Source organism: Ramlibacter pallidus (genome assembly GCF_015070875.1).
In the GTDB taxonomy this organism is placed as follows: Bacteria; Pseudomonadota; Gammaproteobacteria; order Burkholderiales; family Burkholderiaceae_C; genus Ramlibacter; species Ramlibacter pallidus.
In genome coordinates this window covers 25621-40904 of record NZ_JADDIV010000001.1, presented here as the reverse complement: position 1 = coordinate 40904, position 15284 = coordinate 25621, and the positions used below count along the sequence as shown (strand labels likewise).

The 15284-nt window shown below is 69.9% G+C and carries 19 protein-coding genes and 3 tRNA genes; 17 read left to right on the top strand and 5 right to left on the bottom strand.

Features of this window, described 5'->3' with window-relative positions; all coding sequences use genetic code 11:
• Positions 1 to 2: 2 nt before the first annotated feature.
• Positions 3 to 320 carry a pyrimidine/purine nucleoside phosphorylase gene (gene ppnP / locus IM787_RS00240; RefSeq protein WP_193674629.1) on the bottom strand — a complete coding sequence of 106 codons (318 nt, stop codon included), beginning with the start codon at positions 318 to 320 and terminating at the stop codon, positions 3 to 5.
• A gap of 112 nt (positions 321 to 432) precedes the next feature.
• Between ppnP and IM787_RS00235 the strand changes: the two genes are divergently transcribed.
• Positions 433 to 1035 carry an RNA polymerase sigma factor gene (locus tag IM787_RS00235; protein ID WP_193674628.1) on the top strand — a complete coding sequence of 201 codons (603 nt, stop codon included), beginning with the start codon at positions 433 to 435 and terminating at the stop codon, positions 1033 to 1035.
• 10 nt (positions 1036 to 1045) lie between these two features.
• Positions 1046 to 1867 carry an anti-sigma factor gene (locus IM787_RS00230; protein ID WP_193674627.1) on the top strand — a complete coding sequence of 274 codons (822 nt, stop codon included), beginning with the start codon at positions 1046 to 1048 and terminating at the stop codon, positions 1865 to 1867.
• A 120-nt stretch (positions 1868 to 1987) separates the two neighbouring features.
• Here the strand turns inward: IM787_RS00230 and IM787_RS00225 are convergent, their stop codons facing one another.
• Together IM787_RS00225 and IM787_RS00220 are read right to left on the bottom strand one after the other, a co-directional pair.
• Positions 1988 to 2698 (bottom strand): glycine zipper 2TM domain-containing protein, encoded by a 711-nt coding sequence (locus IM787_RS00225; RefSeq protein WP_193674626.1) that lies wholly within the window; start codon positions 2696 to 2698, stop codon positions 1988 to 1990.
• Positions 2699 to 2793: 95 nt separating this feature from the next.
• Positions 2794 to 3150 carry an ArsC family reductase gene (locus tag IM787_RS00220; protein WP_193674625.1) on the bottom strand — a complete coding sequence of 119 codons (357 nt, stop codon included), beginning with the start codon at positions 3148 to 3150 and terminating at the stop codon, positions 2794 to 2796.
• A 40-nt stretch (positions 3151 to 3190) separates the two neighbouring features.
• Here IM787_RS00220 and folC point away from each other — a divergent pair, with 40 nt between their 5' ends.
• From folC to IM787_RS00175, 9 genes are all read left to right on the top strand, one after another.
• Positions 3191 to 4477 carry a bifunctional tetrahydrofolate synthase/dihydrofolate synthase gene (gene folC / locus IM787_RS00215; protein WP_193674624.1) on the top strand — a complete coding sequence of 429 codons (1287 nt, stop codon included), beginning with the start codon at positions 3191 to 3193 and terminating at the stop codon, positions 4475 to 4477.
• Positions 4478 to 4488: 11 nt separating this feature from the next.
• Entirely contained in the window at positions 4489 to 5241 is a 753-nt protein-coding gene (locus IM787_RS00210; RefSeq protein ID WP_193674623.1) for an SPOR domain-containing protein, read from the top strand.
• Positions 5241 to 5729 (top strand): CvpA family protein, encoded by a 489-nt coding sequence (locus tag IM787_RS00205; protein ID WP_193674622.1) that lies wholly within the window; start codon positions 5241 to 5243, stop codon positions 5727 to 5729. The genes IM787_RS00210 and IM787_RS00205 overlap by 1 nt, the downstream gene beginning before the upstream one ends.
• 13 nt (positions 5730 to 5742) lie before the next feature.
• Positions 5743 to 7251 carry an amidophosphoribosyltransferase gene (gene purF / locus IM787_RS00200; protein WP_193674621.1) on the top strand — a complete coding sequence of 503 codons (1509 nt, stop codon included), beginning with the start codon at positions 5743 to 5745 and terminating at the stop codon, positions 7249 to 7251.
• Between the two features lie 2 nt (positions 7252 to 7253).
• Positions 7254 to 8465, top strand: coding sequence for an O-succinylhomoserine sulfhydrylase (locus IM787_RS00195; protein WP_193674620.1), 1212 nt, complete (start codon positions 7254 to 7256; stop codon positions 8463 to 8465).
• Positions 8462 to 9844, top strand: a complete 1383-nt coding sequence (gltX, locus tag IM787_RS00190; protein WP_193674619.1) for a glutamate--tRNA ligase — start codon at positions 8462 to 8464, stop codon at positions 9842 to 9844. Before IM787_RS00195 ends, gltX begins: the two co-directional genes overlap by 4 nt.
• 35 nt (positions 9845 to 9879) lie before the next feature.
• Positions 9880 to 9955, top strand: a tRNA-Ala gene (locus tag IM787_RS00185).
• Between the two features lie 42 nt (positions 9956 to 9997).
• Positions 9998 to 10073: transfer RNA gene (locus IM787_RS00180), tRNA-Glu, on the top strand.
• A 75-nt stretch (positions 10074 to 10148) separates the two neighbouring features.
• A tRNA-Asp gene (locus tag IM787_RS00175) sits at positions 10149 to 10225 on the top strand.
• Between the two features lie 69 nt (positions 10226 to 10294).
• Here IM787_RS00175 and IM787_RS00170 read toward each other — a convergent pair.
• Positions 10295 to 10990, bottom strand: a complete 696-nt coding sequence (locus IM787_RS00170; RefSeq protein WP_227494022.1) for an SRPBCC family protein — start codon at positions 10988 to 10990, stop codon at positions 10295 to 10297.
• A gap of 108 nt (positions 10991 to 11098) precedes the next feature.
• Between IM787_RS00170 and IM787_RS00165 the strand changes: the two genes are divergently transcribed.
• Positions 11099 to 11989 (top strand): LysR family transcriptional regulator, encoded by an 891-nt coding sequence (locus IM787_RS00165; RefSeq protein ID WP_193674618.1) that lies wholly within the window; start codon positions 11099 to 11101, stop codon positions 11987 to 11989.
• 25 nt (positions 11990 to 12014) lie between these two features.
• Here IM787_RS00165 and IM787_RS00160 read toward each other — a convergent pair whose 3' ends face one another.
• Entirely contained in the window at positions 12015 to 12929 is a 915-nt protein-coding gene (locus IM787_RS00160; protein WP_193674617.1) for a Tim44 domain-containing protein, read from the bottom strand.
• Positions 12930 to 13082: 153 nt separating this feature from the next.
• Here IM787_RS00160 and cuyA point away from each other — a divergent pair, with 153 nt between their 5' ends.
• The 5 genes from cuyA (at position 13083) to IM787_RS00135 (ending at position 15232) form a co-directional block, all read left to right on the top strand.
• Positions 13083 to 14123, top strand: a complete 1041-nt coding sequence (cuyA, locus tag IM787_RS00155) for a D-cysteate sulfo-lyase (protein ID WP_193674616.1) — start codon at positions 13083 to 13085, stop codon at positions 14121 to 14123.
• Positions 14124 to 14232: 109 nt separating this feature from the next.
• Positions 14233 to 14598, top strand: a complete 366-nt coding sequence (locus tag IM787_RS00150) for a hypothetical protein (protein ID WP_193674615.1) — start codon at positions 14233 to 14235, stop codon at positions 14596 to 14598.
• A gap of 94 nt (positions 14599 to 14692) precedes the next feature.
• On the top strand, positions 14693 to 14857 hold the full coding sequence (locus IM787_RS00145; RefSeq protein ID WP_193674614.1) for a hypothetical protein: 165 nt from the start codon (positions 14693 to 14695) through the stop codon (positions 14855 to 14857).
• 1 nt (position 14858) lies between these two features.
• Positions 14859 to 15029 (top strand): hypothetical protein, encoded by a 171-nt coding sequence (locus IM787_RS00140; RefSeq protein ID WP_193674613.1) that lies wholly within the window; start codon positions 14859 to 14861, stop codon positions 15027 to 15029.
• A gap of 26 nt (positions 15030 to 15055) precedes the next feature.
• Positions 15056 to 15232: a hypothetical protein gene (locus tag IM787_RS00135; RefSeq protein ID WP_193674612.1), complete on the top strand. Its 177-nt coding sequence runs from the start codon at positions 15056 to 15058 to the stop codon at positions 15230 to 15232.
• The last annotated feature ends 52 nt before the right edge of the window (positions 15233 to 15284 follow it).

Here is a 15284-nt window from a genome sequence, read left to right as displayed (position 1 = left end):
GATCAGCCGAAGTGGCAGATGTAGTGGTAGGCCTCGGCCACGCGGATCTCGAAGCTGGAGTGGGCGGGCACCGAGAACTTCTCGCCGGCCGCGGACTTCTTCCACTCGCTGCTGCCGGCCAGCTTGTATTCGCAGGCGCCGGCCACGCATTCCATGATTTCCGCCGCGCCCGTGTTGAACGTCAGGGTGGCAGGCAGGATCACGCCCACCGACTTCTTCGTGCCGTCGGCCAGCTGGATGCCGTGGCTCACGCACTTGCCGTCGAAGTACACGTTGGCCTTGGTCGCGACGGAGGCGACCTCGAGTTTGTCGGTGGTCATGGGGAAAGCTTCAGGGGAAACCCGCGATTTTAGGCGAGCGCGCTGGCGGGCCCCCCGGCGGTGAATCCGAAGGCGCGCGCGCTGCGTATCCTGTCGTGGAGAATACCTTTCTATGACATCGAACTTATCCGATGACGTGCTGATCGCGCTGATCGACGGCGTGGCGGCGCGCATCGCCGACCCGGGCCGCCAGCGCCAGAGCGAACAGGCGCTGCGAGCCCTCTACGACCAGACCTCCAGCCGCCTCTACGGGCTGGCCGTCAAGGTCGTGGGCAACCGGGAGTGGGCGGAGGACGTGCTGCAGGAAGCCTTCGTGCACGTGTGGCGTTCGGCGGGCGACTACCGCGCGACGCTCAGCCCGCCGCTGGCCTGGATGGGGATGATCGTGCGCAGCCGCGCGCTGGATTTCCTGCGCCGCCGCACCAGCGAACGGGCCGACGCGCACCACGAGCTGGACGAGATGGTCAGCGAGACGGTGGCCGGCGACAGCCCCGACCCGGTGGACACGACGCAGGCCAGCCAGCAGGCCACGGCCCTGTACGACTGCCTCAGCCGGCTGGAGGCGCGGCAGCGCGAGGTGGTGAGCCTGGCCTACCTGCGCGACCTGAGCCACAGCGAGCTCGCCGAGCAGCTCAAGCTGCCGCTGGGCACGGTCAAGACCTGGATCCGGCGCGGGCTGGACCAGCTGCGGGGCTGCATGGCCCGTTACGCTTGAAGGGGCCGCGATGAACATCTTCGACAGCCCCGAACTGATGGACCGCCTGGCGGCCTCCTATGCCCTCGGCACCTTGCGCGGCGGCGCGCGCCGCCGCTTCGAGGCGCTCGCCCGCCGCAATCCGGGCCTGCGCGCCCGCGCGCTGGTCTGGCAGGAACGCTTCATGTCGATGACGGAGCTGCAGCCGGCGGAGGCGCCCAGCCCCAACGTCTGGAAGCGCATCGCGAACGAAGTCGCCGCCGAACCGCGCACCGCGATGCAACCGGCCCCGGAGCCTGCCGGGTCCGAGCTGCTGCGGCGCGCGCGCAACTGGTGGCGTGCCGGCGCCCTGGCCGCGGTGGCGGCGAGCCTGGCCGTGGTCGCGGTCACGCTCAACCTGCGCAACGAACTGGACGTCAGCCGGACGCAGCTGGCCCAGCTGCGCCAGCAAGGCGTGCAGCTGGCCAGCCAGAACCGCGAACTCGTCGCGCAGCTGCAGGCGCAACCCGAGGTGCGCTACGTCTCCGTGCTGCACGACGACAAGGCCACGCCGACGATGCTGGCGCTGTTCGATCCGAAGCACGGCACGCTGACGCTCAAGCGCATGGTCAACTTCGCCGAGGGCCCCGAGAAATCGCTGCAGTTGTGGGCGGTGCCTGCCACCGGCGGGGCCCCGCGTTCGCTCGGCGTCCTGGCGGAGCAGGACGTGCTGCGCCTGCCCGCACAGCCGCAGGTGGTGGCGCAGTCGCCGCTGTTCGCGATCACGCTCGAGGCCAAGGGCGGCGTCCCGGAGGGCACGCCGGCGCAGGGGCCGATCCTCTGGAAGGGGGCGGTGCTGCAGACGCCGCTGTAGTGGCCCTCGTCCCCGCGAAGGCGGGGACCCAGGGCTCCCGAATGAAGAAGCCCCGCGGACGCGGGGCTTTCCTTTTCCTGATGCCCTGGATTCCCGCCTGCGCGGGAATGACGGGGTGGTTCAGTGCCGGTGCCGGCGGTGGTGCCGGTGGCCACCGTGGTAGTGGTAGCCGAAGGAGATGCCGATTGGGAAAGCCGGGCGGTACGCCGGGTAGGGCGCGTACACGGGGTAAGCCGGATAGGCCGGATAGGCGGCATACGGCTGCACGATCACCGGCGCCACCTGCGTGACGGTCGTCACCGGCGGCGCGATCACCGGCGCACCCGCCTGCACCGGCGGGTAGTAGCTGCCGCCCGAAGAACCCACCGGTGACACCTGCAGCGGGATGGTCGCGCCCGGGTCGTGCGGCATCTGCACCGTGTACTCGCGGCCGGCGTATTCGTAGGTGACGTTGTAGGCGACCGCGCGGTTCTCGTAGCTGGTCTCGGTGGAGCACTGCGGCTGGGTGCCGGCGTAGTACGGGCGCTGGCCGTTGGCCTCGATGTTGTTGCCGACGATGGCGCCGCCGACCGAGCCGATCAGCATGGCCGCGGCCGTGCCGCTGCCGCCGCCGATGGTGCTGCCGATCGCGGCGCCGGCGATGGCGCCCAGCAGGCCGCCGCCGCCGGAGGTCTGGGGTTGCACCAGCACGGGCGCGCCCTGGTTGCAGTAGGTGCGCGGCACGGCCACCTGCTGGATCACGGGCGTGCTGGAGATCACCCGTCCCACTTCCTGCGCGGAGGCGCCGAGGGCGGCGAGCCCCAGCGCGGTGAAAAGAAGGGTCTGTTTCATGGGAGTGCTCTTGGACTGCTTGGTCCTGAAAGTCTAGACACCGCGCGGCTGGGCTTCGCGGGATTTACCGTAAAGCACCGGTAAACGTACGCCTTTCAGCGGCGGGCGCGCAACGCCCAGCCCGCCGGGTCGAAGCCGACCGTGACGGCGCCGTCCGGCCACTCCACGACCGGGCGCTTGATGACGCTCGGCTGGGCCAGCATCAGCGACCGCGCCCCGGCCGCGTCCCGGGCGCCGGCCTGCACCGCCGGGTCCAGCTTGCGCCAGGTCGTGCCCTGCCGGTTCAGCAGCTTTTCCCAACCGGCGGACTGCATCCACCGGTCCAGGTGGTCCGGCGGGACCCCCGCCTTCTTGAAGTCGTGGAAGGCGTGCTCCACGCCCTCGCCGGCGAGCCAGGCGCGCGCCTTCTTCACGGTGTCGCAATTCGGGATGCCGTAGAGGGTGGTGGCCATGCGCCGGATGATAGTGCGCGGCTCGCGGGACAATGCGGGGATGAAAGACCTGAGCGACTGGCTCGCGCATTGCGAGCGCCTGCACCCCAAGACCATCGACATGGGCCTGGAACGGGTGCAGCAGGTGCGCGACCGGATGGGGCTGCGCTTCGACTGTCCCGTCATCACCGTGGCCGGCACCAACGGCAAGGGTTCGACCTGCGCGCTGCTGGAAGCGATCGCCCTGCAGGCCGGCTGGCGCACCGGCGTGTACACGTCGCCGCACCTGGTGCACTTCGAGGAACGCTGCCGCATCGCCGGCGAGATCGTGCGCCCGCAGGACCTGGTGCCGCACTTCGAACGCGTCGAGGCCGCGCGCGAGGGCGTGACGCTGACCTACTTCGAGTTCACCACGCTGGCGATCCTGAGCCTGATGGCGGCGGCGAACCTCGACGCGGCGATCCTCGAAGTGGGGCTGGGCGGCCGGCTCGACGCGGTGAACGTGATCGACACCGACTGCGCGATCCTCACCACGATCGACCTGGACCACATGGACTACCTCGGTCCGGACCGCGACAGCATCGGCCGCGAGAAGGCCGGCATCCTGCGCGAGGGGAAGCCTGCGATCGTCAGCGACCCGCTGCCGCCGCACAGCGTGCTGCAGTACGCGCAGGCCATCGGCGCCGACCTCTGGCTGCTGGGGCGCGACTTCAACTTCTCCGGCGACAAGCAGCAGTGGGCCTGGGCCGGCCGCGGCCGCCGCCATCCCGGCCTGGCGTACCCGGCGTTGCGCGGTGCCAACCAGTTACTCAATGCGTCCGGTGCGCTGGCCGCGTTCGAGGCGCTGCGGCAACGCCTGCCGGTTAATGCGCAGGCGATCCGCAACGGGCTGGCCATGGTCGAACTGCCGGGGCGCTTCCAGATCGTGCCCGGCCAGCCGGCGCTGGTGCTGGACGTCGCGCACAACCCGCATGCGGTGGCCGCCCTGGCCGCCAACCTCGACGCGATGGGCTTCTATCCGACCACGCACGCCGTGTTCGGCGCCATGGGCGACAAGGATCTGCCGACCATGCTCGCGAAGATCGGGCCGCTGGCGGATCGCTGGTACTTCACCGACTTGCCGACACCGCGCGCCGCGAGCGCGCAGTCCTTGCTGCAGCAGTGGCAGGCGGTGCCCGGGCGACGCGAGGTGCCCGCCAGCACCCATTCCTCCCCCGCGGAGGCGCTGCGTGCCGCGGTGGCCGCTGCAGAGCCGGCTGATAGAATTCTCGTGTTCGGATCGTTCTACACGGTGGGCGGCGTCCTCATGCACGGTGTGCCCCGCCTGTCCGCCCAACACCTAGGCTGAAACGCCCCGCCATGGCCTTGTTCAAGCTGCGCAAAAAGGTCGACGAGCCCAAGGCCGCGGCCTCCCCCACCGAAAGCATCGAAGCCGTGCGCCGCCGTGCGCGCCACCGGCTGATCGGCGCGGTGGTGCTGGTGCTCGCCGGCGTGATCGGCTTTCCCGTGCTGTTCGATACGCAACCGCGGCCCGTGGCCGTGGACATCCCGATCGAGATCCCGGACCGCAACAAGGTCAAGCCCCTGGCGCCCCCGCCCGCCGCGCCGGTGGCGGCCGGCAAGGTGACGCCGCCGCCGGCACCTGCGGCGCCGGTCGCGGCCGCGCCGAGCCCCACGCCGGCGGCGCCGGCCCGGGTCGAAACCCCGGTCATCACGGAGAAGGCCGAGCCCACGGAAAAGGTCGCGAAGGCCGAACCGGCGCCTGAGAAGAAGCCTGAGCCGAAGGCGGAATCGCGGCCGGACGCCAAGGTCGCCTCGGCCGCCGAAACCGCCAAGGCGCGCGCGCTGCTGGAAGGCCGCTCGGTCGACGTGGAGGCCGCCGGCTCGCGCTACGTGGTGCAGGTCGGCGCCTTCTCCGAACGAGACAAGGCCAGGGTGGCCCAGCAGAAGCTGGAGCGCGCGGGGCTGAAGAACTACACCAACGTGGCCGAGACCAAGGACGGCAAGCGCATCCGCGTGCGGGCCGGCCCGTTCGCCTCGCGCGCCGAAGCCGACAAGGCCGCCGAGAAGATCAAGGGGCTGGATTTGCCCGCCGCCGTCCTCACGTTGTAGTGTCCACGCTGGACTGGATCATCCTGGCCCTGCTCGCGGCGTCCGTGCTGCTGGGCCTGTGGCGCGGGCTGGTCTACGAGGTGCTGTCGGTGCTGAACTGGATCGCGGCCTTCGTGCTGGCCCAGTGGCTGGCGCCGCGGGCGGCGGAGTGGCTGCCGCTGGCGCGCTTCGGCGAATCGGCGCAGTACGCGGGCGGGTTCGTGCTGGTGTTCATCGCGGCGCTGTTCGCGGGCGGGCTGCTCGCCTGGCTGACGAAGAAGCTGATCGAAGCCGTGGGCCTGCGGCCGGTCGACCGGGCGCTCGGCGGCATGTTCGGCCTGGTGCGGGGCACGGTGGCCGTGCTGGCGCTGGCCGTGGTGGTGCACCTCACGGGGCTGAAGGACGGCGCGTGGTGGACGGAATCGGTGACGGCCGGCGTGGCGACGGCGGCCTTGCGTGGATTGAAGCCGGTGGTGCCCGAATCGTTCGGTGCGTACCTCCCGGCGTAAGGAAAGAAGTTCTATGTGCGGAATCGTCGGGGTCGTCGGGCCCGGCCCGGTCAACCAGCTGATCTACGACGCGCTGCTGCTGCTGCAGCACCGCGGCCAGGATGCGGCCGGCATCGTCACCCTGCAGGGCCGCAAGGTCTACATGCACAAGGCCAAGGGCATGGTGCGCGACGTCTTCCGCACCCGCAACATGCGCGCGCTGCCCGGCAACGCGGGCCTGGGCCAGGTGCGCTATCCCACCGCCGGCAATGCCGCGAGCGAAGAGGAGGCGCAGCCTTTCTACGTGAACGCGCCCTTCGGCATCACGCTGGCGCACAACGGCAACCTCACCAATGCGCAGGCGCTCAAGGCGGAGCTGTTCTCCACCGACCACCGCCACATCAACACCGAGAGCGACACCGAGGTGCTGGTGAACGTGTTCGCGCACGAGCTGGAGCGCACGACGCGCGGCGTCGCCCTGACGCCGCAGGACGTGTTCGCCGCGGTGGCCAACGTGCACAAGCGCGTGCGCGGCTCGTATGCGGTGGTGGCGCTGATCGCCGGACACGGCCTGGTGGCCTTCCGCGACCCGTACGGCATCCGGCCGCTGGCCTTCGGCCGCAGCGCCGACGGCACGGTGATGGTGGCCAGCGAATCGGTCACGCTGGAAGGCACGGGCCACACCTTCGAGCGCAACGTCGCGCCCGGAGAAGCGGTCTTCATCGACGTGCAGGGCCAGGTGCACACGCAGCAGTGCGCGCAGGAAACGAAGCTGTCGCCCTGCATCTTCGAGTTCGTGTACCTCGCGCGCCCGGATTCCGAGATGGACGGCATCTCCGTCTACCAGGCGCGCCTGAACCTGGGCGAGACGCTGGCCAAGCGCGTGATCTCCACGGTGCCGCCGAACGAGATCGACGTCGTGATCCCGATTCCCGAGTCCAGCCGCCCGAGCGCGATGCAGCTGGCGCAGCTGCTCGGCATCCCCTACCGCGAAGGCTTCGTCAAGAACCGCTACGTCGGCCGCACCTTCATCATGCCGGGCCAGGCCGTGCGCAAGAAGTCGGTGCGCCAGAAGCTCAACGTGATCACCAGCGAGTTCAAGGGCCGCAACGTGCTGCTGGTCGACGACTCCATCGTGCGCGGCACCACCAGCCGCGAGATCGTGCAGATGGCGCGCGACGCCGGCGCGCGCAAGGTCTACATGGCCAGCGCGGCGCCGCCCGTGCGCTTCCCCAACGTCTATGGCATCGACATGCCCACGGCCACCGAGCTGGTCGCCCACGGCCGCACGGTGGAGGAAGTGCGCCAGCTCATTGGCTGCGACGCATTGATCTACCAGGACGTCGAGGGCATGAAGAACGCCATCGGCAAGCTGAACCCCAAGCTGGACGGCTTCGACGCCTCCTGCTTCGACGGCGTGTACGTCACCGGCGACATCAACCCGGACGACATCGCGCGCATCAACGAAGCGCGCATCGGCCAGGAAGACGTGCTGGAGGAAAGCTCCAGCCGCCTCGCCATCCCGAACGCGCAGGAAGCCTGACCATGAAGGGCAAGAAGCTTCCCCCGGGCCTGCACCGGGACACGCTGGCCATCCGCGCCGGCATAGCACCGAGCCAGTACGGCGAGAACTCGGAGGCGCTGTACCTCACCAGCGGCTTCCTGCAGCCCGACGCCGAGACCTCCGCGCACCGCTTCGCGAACCCGCAGGAGGGCTACACCTACGGCCGCACCTCGAACCCCACGGTGACCGGCTTCGAGCAGAGGCTGGCGGCGATGGAAGGGACGGAGGCCGCCATCGGCACCTCCACCGGCATGGCCGCGATCCTGTTGCTGGGGATGGGGTTGCTGAAGACGGGCGACCACGTGATCTGCTCGCGGTCCGTGTTCGGCTCCACGCTGAACCTGTTCGCCAAGGAGTTCGGCAAGTTCGGCGTGCAGTCGACCTTCGTCTCGCAGACCGACCTGCACGAATGGAAGGCGGCGGTGCGCCCGAACACGAAGCTGCTGTTCGCCGAGACGCCGACCAATCCGCTGACGGACGTGTGCGACATCCAGGCGCTCGCCGACATCGCCCACGGAGCCGGCGCGCTGCTGACGGTGGACAACTGCTTCTGCACGCCCGCGCTGCAGCGGCCCACCGAGCTCGGCGCCGACCTCGTGATCCATTCCGGCACCAAGTACCTCGACGGCCAGGGCCGCGTGATGGCGGGCGCGATCTGCGGGCCGGAGAAGCTGGTGAACGACGTGTTCGCCCCCATCGTGCGCACGGCGGGCATGACGCTCGCCCCGTTCAACGCCTGGGTCGTGATCAAGGGGCTGGAGACGCTGGGCATCCGCATGCAGGCGCATTGCGCCAACGCGCTGGCCGTCGCGCGGTTCCTCGCCGCGCAACCGGCCGTGACGCGCGTGTACTACCCCGGCCTGGAATCGCACCCGCAGCACGCGCTGGCGCTGCGCCAGCAGTCCGGCCTGGGCGGCCCCATCGTGTCGTTCGACGTGAAGGGCAGCGACCCGGACACGCTGCGCCGCAATGCCTTCAAGGTGATCGACAGCTGCGAAGTCCTCAGCATCGCCACCAACCTGGGCGACACCAAGAGCATCATCAGCCACTCGGCCACGACCTCGCACGGCCGCCTGAGCGAGGAACAGCGCCAGGCCGCCGGCATCGGCCAGGGCCTCGTCCGCCTGGCCGTCGGCCTGGAACACGTAGAAGACATCAAGGCCGACCTCCAGCGCGGCCTCTCCAAATTGTGAAAGTCAGAACCCGCTTCGCACCCTCGCCCACCGGCTTCATCCACCTGGGCAACATCCGCTCGGCGCTCTATCCCTGGGCGTTCGCCCGGTCGCAGGGCGGCACCTTCATCCTGCGCATCGAGGACACCGACCTCGAGCGCTCCTCGCAGGCGGCCGTCGACGTCATCCTCGAAGGCATGCGCTGGCTGGGCCTCGACCCGGACGAGGGGCCCTTCTTCCAGATGCAGCGCATGGACCGCTACCGCGAGGTGATCGCTCAGATGCGCGAGCAGGGCCTGGTCTATCCCTGCTACATGAGCGTGGCGGAGCTCGACGCGCTGCGCGAGCGCCAGATGGCCGCCAAGGAGAAACCGCGCTACGACGGCACCTGGCGGCCCGAGCCGGGCAAGACGCTGCCGGTGCCGCCCGAGGGCGTGCAGCCGGTGCTGCGCTTCCGCAACCCGGTCGGCGGATCGGTGGTGTGGGAGGACAAGGTCAAGGGCCGCATCGAGATCAGCAACGACGAACTCGACGACCTGGTGATCGCGCGGCCGGACGGGACGCCCACGTACAACTTCTGCGTGGTGGTCGACGACATCGACATGCGGATCACGCACGTGATCCGCGGTGACGACCACGTGAACAACACGCCGCGCCAGATCAACATCTTCCGCGCGCTCGGCCAGGAACCGCCGGTGTACGCGCACCTGCCCACCGTGCTGAACGAGCAGGGCGAGAAGATGTCCAAGCGCAACGGCGCCAAGGCCGTCACGCAGTACCGCGACGAGGGCTACCTGGCCGACGGCGTGGTGAACTACCTGGCCCGCCTGGGCTGGTCGCACGGCGACGACGAGATCTTCAGCCGCGAGCAGTTCCTGGCCTGGTTCGACCTGGACCACCTGGGCAAGAGCGCCGCGCAGTTCGACGAGGCCAAGCTGCGCTGGGTGAACGCGCAGCACATGAAGGCGACGGCGGACGACGCGCTCGCCCTGCTGGTTCGGCCGCTCCTCGAAAAGCGCGGTATCGCGCCCGACGAACGCCTGCCCGCGATCTGCGGCCTGTTCAAGGACCGGTGCGACACCACCCTGGTGCTCGCCGACTGGGCGCAGCGCTTCTACGTGGACGTCGAGCCGAACGCCGACGAGGCCGCCAAGCACGTCACCGACGGCGTGCGCCCGGCCATCGGCATGCTGGCGAAGATGCTGGAAGGCTGCCCGTGGACGAAGGAAGACATCGCCGAGGCCGTCAAGGAGACCCTGCGCGCCACCGGCCTGAAGATGCCGCAGCTGGCGATGCCGGTGCGCGTGCTGGTGATGGGAACGGCGCAGACGCCGTCGCTGGATGCTGTCTTGGCGCTGTCACTCCGGCAGAAAGTTTTGGACCGGCTGCGGAGGGCCTGAAAATCACCATATAATGCGAGGCTCGACACCTGCAAGGGGGTATAGCTCAGCTGGGAGAGCGCTTGCATGGCATGCAAGAGGTCAGCGGTTCGATCCCGCTTACCTCCACCAAAGCAGATGTCGAACGGTCTGCAAGGGCCACGTCCAGGTTACGACCCTATCGTCTAGAGGCCTAGGACATCACCCTTTCACGGTGAGTACCGGGGTTCGAATCCCCGTAGGGTCGCCAGATCAACGCAAGTTGACCAGGCAACGAGGCGCAGTCCTCGCCCAGGCTTCGCGCCGGGGGAAGCTGCAGCCACGTGGAGTGGTAGTTCAGTTGGTTAGAATACCGGCCTGTCACGCCGGGGGTCGCGGGTTCGAGTCCCGTCCACTCCGCCAAGTCTTCGCGGTCCGCCGCAGACGAAAAACGCCCACCATCGGTGGGCGTTTTGCATTCCGGGATGCGCTTCAATGCGTCACGGTCCCCCGCCACGCGCCCGTTTCCGCGCCGCGCGATTCCACCAGCTTCTTGAACTTCTGCAGGTTCGCCTTGGTCGTGAGCTTGACCGCGCCGACCACGTCGCCGGCCTTTTCCGCGATCGTCTGCGGGCTGTAGTCCATCTGCAGCGTGACGCGCGTGCGGTTGTCGTTGATCTTGTGAAAGGTGACGACGCCGCTGTTGTCGACGCCGCCGATGCTGCGCCAGGCGATGCGCTGGTCGGGGATCTGTTCGGTGATCTCCGCGTCCCATTCCTTGATCTTGCCGCCGACCAGGGCGCGCCAGTGCAGGTGGGTGTCGTCCACCTGCTCCACCGATTGCACGGTGGCCATGAACTTCGGGAACTCCTCGAACTGCGTCCATTGGTTGTACGCCGTGCTCACGGGCACGTCGAGTTCGACGAACTCGACGAAGTGCTTGGCCATGCCGGAGCCCTGGCGGCGCTGGTGGGCGAAGAGGTAACCGCCCACCGCCAGGGCGGCGACGGCACCGACCGCGGCGGCCATCGGCACGCGCACGTGGACGTCGTGTTCGAGCACCGGGTCGGTCAGGACGTCGAGCGGATGGTGGCGCCGCCGCTCCTGCAGGGCGCGGGCGGCGAAGTAGCCGCCAGCCAGCAGCAGGGCGATGCCGGGAAGGGTGACGCGCTTGTCGGGGGCGTGCATGTCTTGGGTTCTCCCTTGGGGTGTGTGGATGGATGGAACATGCTGTCACGGGTGTGGCGCGGCCGGAGCAACAGATTGCACGGCTGACTTCAGGGCACACTCGCGTCCGTGGCCCCGCTCAACTACCGGCACCTCTACTACTTCTGGGTCGTCGCCAAGGAAGGCGGCATGGCGCGCGCTGCCGAGCGCCTGGACGTGGCCGTGCAGACCGTGAGCGCCCAGGTGCGCGAGCTGGAGCAGTCCCTCGGCCACGCGCTGTTCAAGCCAGCCGGCCGTGGCATCACCCTGACCGAAGCCGGCCAGGCGGCGATGGTGCATGCCGACCAGATCTTCCAGCTCGGCGAACAGCTCGTGGCCTCGGTCCGCGAGGCCGCCACCGGCCAGGGGCAACGGCTCGCCGTGGGCATCTCCGACGGCCTGCCCAAGCTCGTGGTGCGCCACCTGCTGCAGCCGGCGCTGCAGGACCCGCGCGTGCGACTCCTGTGCCACGAAGACGAGTTCGACCGGCTGCTGGGCGACCTGGCGCTGCACCGCCTCGACGCCGTGCTGTCCGACCGCGCGGCGCCGGCCAACCCCAACCTGCGCCTGTACAGCCACCATCTCGGCGAAGCGCCGCTCGCCTGGTTCGCGCCCGCGGCCATGGCCGCCAAGGGCGCGCGCACCTTCCCGGCCTGCCTGGCCGACCTGCCCGTGCTGCTGCCGACGGGACACGCGGCCGTGCGGCCGCGGCTGGAGCAATGGTTCGAGCGCCACGGACTGCGCCCGCGCATCGCCGGGGAGTTCGAGGACAGCGCGCTGCTGGCCGCCTTCGGCCGCAGCGGCATGGGCGCCTTCCCCGCGTCGCAATGGACGCGCGAGGAACTGCTGAAGGACAAGGGGGTTCGGCTGCTGGGGGAGACGCCCGACATCGTCGAGCACTTCTACCTGATCTCCGCCGAGCGCCGCGTGCACCACCCGCTGGTGCAGAAACTGCTGCCGGCCGGCCGCGCGCCGGGTTGACCCGTGCGCGGCCGGCGGCGGGGCTTCAGCCCACCTGCTGGATGCCGGCGATCACCCAGCCGCCGTCGCCGAAGCGCGGCTTGGCCAAGTGCCACACTTCGTCCAGGTCTTCGGGCGTGGCACCCGGCTCGTCACGCACGCTGCCGGTGAAGCGCACGCTCACGACGTACTGCGTGGTCTCTTCCGCGACCTGCAGCACGCGGGCTTCGAGGCCGAACACCTCGGTCTTCTGCGGCGCGTTGCCACGCCCGGCGAGGTCCGCGGAGATGATGTCGAACATCTCCGGCGTGAGGTAGCCGCGCAGGCGCGCCAGGTCGGCGGCGTCGTTGGCTTCCTGCAGCGCCATGAACTGCGCCTTGGCGTTGCGCTCGAAGGCCGCCGTGTCGAAGCCGGCCGGGATGGTCGCGGGCTGCGCGTCCGGCGCGCTGCCCAGGCGCGAGCCGATCAGCGAGCCGCTGCCGCCGCCGAAGGGCGTGGGCGAAGACGGCGCGGAGGTCCGCGCGATCGGCGCGCCGGCGGAGGCCAGGCCAGGGGCGCCGGCCGCCATCTTCCTGCGCATCACGAAGGCGACCACTGCCAGCACCACCATCACCAGCAGGCCGATCATCATCATGTTGGCCATCGCCGCGCCGAAGCCCAGGTGCGAAGCCAGGGCCATCAGGCCGATGCCGGCGGCCAGCCCGGCGATCGGGCCCATCCAGCTGCGCGACGGAGCGGCCTTGGCGGCCGCACCCGCCGTAGCCGCGCCGGCGGCCGGTGCGGCCTGGCCGGGCACCGCCGACGGGCTGCCGGCCGGCGGCGTCTGCGCCGGGGTGGTGACGTTCTGCCGCTGCATGCCGGCGGACTTGCCGCCGCCAAGGCGGCGCGCGGCGTCGGCGTCGAAGGCGCTGCCGAGGCCGATGGCCAGCACCAGGGCCATGAGGCCGATGGATTTCTTCATGGGTGAGTCTCCTTGAGGGTAGGACCAGGTACGCGCGCAAGCTTAGCTGCGCGAACCTTAATTAAAAAGCAGACGGATCCTGCCGATGGATCAGGAAAAAGGCGCGCAGTCCGGTTTGGCATACGATGGCCGCTTCGCAGAGAGACACGACCCATGGACCTTTCCCGCTTTCCCCGCCGCCGCTACACCGGCTTCGACACGCCGCTCGAATTCCTGCCCCGCTTCACCGAGGCACTGGCCGCCACCTGCCCGGCTGGCAAGGCACCGCGCATCTGGATCAAGCGCGACGACATGCTGGGCCTGTTCCCCGGCGGCAACAAGACGCGCAAGCTCGAATTCCTCGTGGCCGACGCGCTGGCCCAGGGCGCCGACACGCTGGTGACCTGCGGCGCGCCGCAGTCGAACCACTGCCGCATCACGCTGGCCGCCGCGGTGAAGGAGGGGCTGAAGTGCCGCTTTGTCATCGAGGAGCGCGTGCCCGACAGCTACGACGAGCAGGCCAGCGGCAACAACTTCATGTTCCGCCTGCTGGGCGTCGAGGCGATCACGGTCGTGCCCGGCGGCAGCAACATGGCCGCCGAGATGCAGAAGGTGGCCGAAGAGGTCGCCCGCGCGGGCCGCAAGGCCTACATCATCCCCGGCGGCGGCTCCAACGCCATCGGCGGCCTCGGCTACGTGTCCTGCGCGCAGGAATTGCAGCAGCAGATGTTCGAGCAGGGCGTGCGCATCGACCGCCTCGTCGTCGGCTCCGGCAGCTCCGGCACGCACGGCGGCCTGGTGGCGGGCTTCCTGGGCAACAACATCCGCATCCCCATCACCGGCATCGGCGTGAGCCGCGACCCGGCGGACCAGCAGCCGCTGGTGCTGAAGGAAGCGCAGGCCGTGCTGGACCTGTTGGGCGTCGCCGTCCGGGTGAAGCCGGAGGACGTGGAGTGCGTGGGCGGCTACTGGCAGCCCAAGTATTCGGTGCCGAACCAGCGCATGGTGGAAGCCGTGCAGATGCTGGCCCGCACCGAGGGCATCCCGCTCGACCCGGTCTACACCGGCAAGATCATGGCCGGCCTGATCGGCCTGGCGCGCGACGGCTTCTTCCGCGGCGACGAGAACGTGCTGTTCCTGCACACGGGCGGCCTGCCCTCGCTGCACGCGTACGAGCGCGAAGTGCTGGGCGAGAAGAAGGACCTGCCCGCCTGATCGCCATTGGCGGCAGTGCGGGAAAACCGCACGTGCCGTCCCGTGGACTGCGGGCGCGTGGCGTCCCGTCCTACAGCTTTACCGTGCGCTAATTCCTAGCATGGCCCGCATGAGCACCAGGAACGGCCCGCACGCACGGGCGAACGCAATGGAGAAGTCCGCAGCGCCCAGCCGCGGTCCGGCGACGGCGGGTACGAGCGCGCGCTACAGCCGGGCCGAGTACGCCAAGGTGCTCGCGCTGCAGGAAGAGGTGGCCCGCGCCGACGCGGACTACCAGCGCCTGCGCAATGCCTACCTGGACGTGGCGCAGAACGAGCCCTCCAACGAGGTCGGCCTGGCCATGATCGGCGCCGACATGGACCGCGCCCATGCGCGCCTGCAGGCGCTGATCGGCCTGCCGCGGCTGCCCTTCACGCACGAGCCGAGCAGCGTCGCCCGGCGCGAGCTGCAACGCCAGGCCGAGGAAAAGCACTGACCCTGCGCGAGCCCTGCGACTACAGCCGCAGGGTCTGCCCGCCGGGTCCCGGCGGCCGTGCGGCGCGGCACGATCCAGCCTACGGAGGCCGCCCATGCACCCAGACGACATCGATCCCAGCCTGCGTCCATCCGAGCCGCTGCTCGACAGCCTGGACGACGGCTTCTCCCCGCCCGCCCAGGCCACGGCGCCGGTGCAGCCACAGCCTGCGCGGGCGCGGCCGGTCGAACCCTCCCTGGGCGCCAAGAGCCCCTTCTGAGATGAACACCGCCCACACGCCGGGTCACCAGCCGGTCGAACCCGAACCTTTCCCGCCCGGCACGGACACGCCCGCGCCCAACCCGACGCAGTTGCCGATCGAGCCGGAGTTCGGCCAGGCCTTGCCGCAGGCGGAACCCGAGGATCCCGGCGTGCCACGCCCGGCGATCTGAACCGGACCGATATCCCAGGAATCCCCATGCCCTTCATCCGCACCCCGCGCGGCATCACGCCGCCCACGCCCGGCCTCGAACGGGAGGAGCCGACCTTCGTGCCGGAGGACGACATCCCCACCGAAGCCCGCGGCAACGCCCGCAACAACGAACGCGTCCCAGCGCGCGAAGAGCGGCCGGCCCGCAGCCCCGAGCGCGAATGAGCGGGACCGCACCGGCACCCAGCCCGGCGCCGGCGGACCCCAAGCCGGCGAA

What these genes read in the sequence shown, in the direction of transcription:
- ppnP (WP_193674629.1), bottom strand. Translation starts at nt 320, where the DNA reads ATGACCACCGACAAACTCGAGGTCGCCTCCGTCGCGACCAAGGCCAAC.
- IM787_RS00235 (WP_193674628.1), top strand. Translation starts at nt 433, where the DNA reads ATGACATCGAACTTATCCGATGACGTGCTGATCGCGCTGATCGACGGC.
- IM787_RS00230 (WP_193674627.1), top strand. Translation starts at nt 1,046, where the DNA reads ATGAACATCTTCGACAGCCCCGAACTGATGGACCGCCTGGCGGCCTCC.
- IM787_RS00225 (WP_193674626.1), bottom strand. Translation starts at nt 2,698, where the DNA reads ATGAAACAGACCCTTCTTTTCACCGCGCTGGGGCTCGCCGCCCTCGGC.
- IM787_RS00220 (WP_193674625.1), bottom strand. Translation starts at nt 3,150, where the DNA reads ATGGCCACCACCCTCTACGGCATCCCGAATTGCGACACCGTGAAGAAG.
- folC (WP_193674624.1), top strand. Translation starts at nt 3,191, where the DNA reads ATGAAAGACCTGAGCGACTGGCTCGCGCATTGCGAGCGCCTGCACCCC.
- IM787_RS00210 (WP_193674623.1), top strand. Translation starts at nt 4,489, where the DNA reads ATGGCCTTGTTCAAGCTGCGCAAAAAGGTCGACGAGCCCAAGGCCGCG.
- purF (WP_193674621.1), top strand. Translation starts at nt 5,743, where the DNA reads ATGTGCGGAATCGTCGGGGTCGTCGGGCCCGGCCCGGTCAACCAGCTG.
- IM787_RS00195 (WP_193674620.1), top strand. Translation starts at nt 7,254, where the DNA reads ATGAAGGGCAAGAAGCTTCCCCCGGGCCTGCACCGGGACACGCTGGCC.
- IM787_RS00170 (WP_227494022.1), bottom strand. Translation starts at nt 10,990, where the DNA reads ATGCACGCCCCCGACAAGCGCGTCACCCTTCCCGGCATCGCCCTGCTG.
- IM787_RS00160 (WP_193674617.1), bottom strand. Translation starts at nt 12,929, where the DNA reads ATGAAGAAATCCATCGGCCTCATGGCCCTGGTGCTGGCCATCGGCCTC.
- cuyA (WP_193674616.1), top strand. Translation starts at nt 13,083, where the DNA reads ATGGACCTTTCCCGCTTTCCCCGCCGCCGCTACACCGGCTTCGACACG.
- IM787_RS00150 (WP_193674615.1), top strand. Translation starts at nt 14,233, where the DNA reads ATGAGCACCAGGAACGGCCCGCACGCACGGGCGAACGCAATGGAGAAG.
- IM787_RS00145 (WP_193674614.1), top strand. Translation starts at nt 14,693, where the DNA reads ATGCACCCAGACGACATCGATCCCAGCCTGCGTCCATCCGAGCCGCTG.
- IM787_RS00140 (WP_193674613.1), top strand. Translation starts at nt 14,859, where the DNA reads ATGAACACCGCCCACACGCCGGGTCACCAGCCGGTCGAACCCGAACCT.
- IM787_RS00135 (WP_193674612.1), top strand. Translation starts at nt 15,056, where the DNA reads ATGCCCTTCATCCGCACCCCGCGCGGCATCACGCCGCCCACGCCCGGC.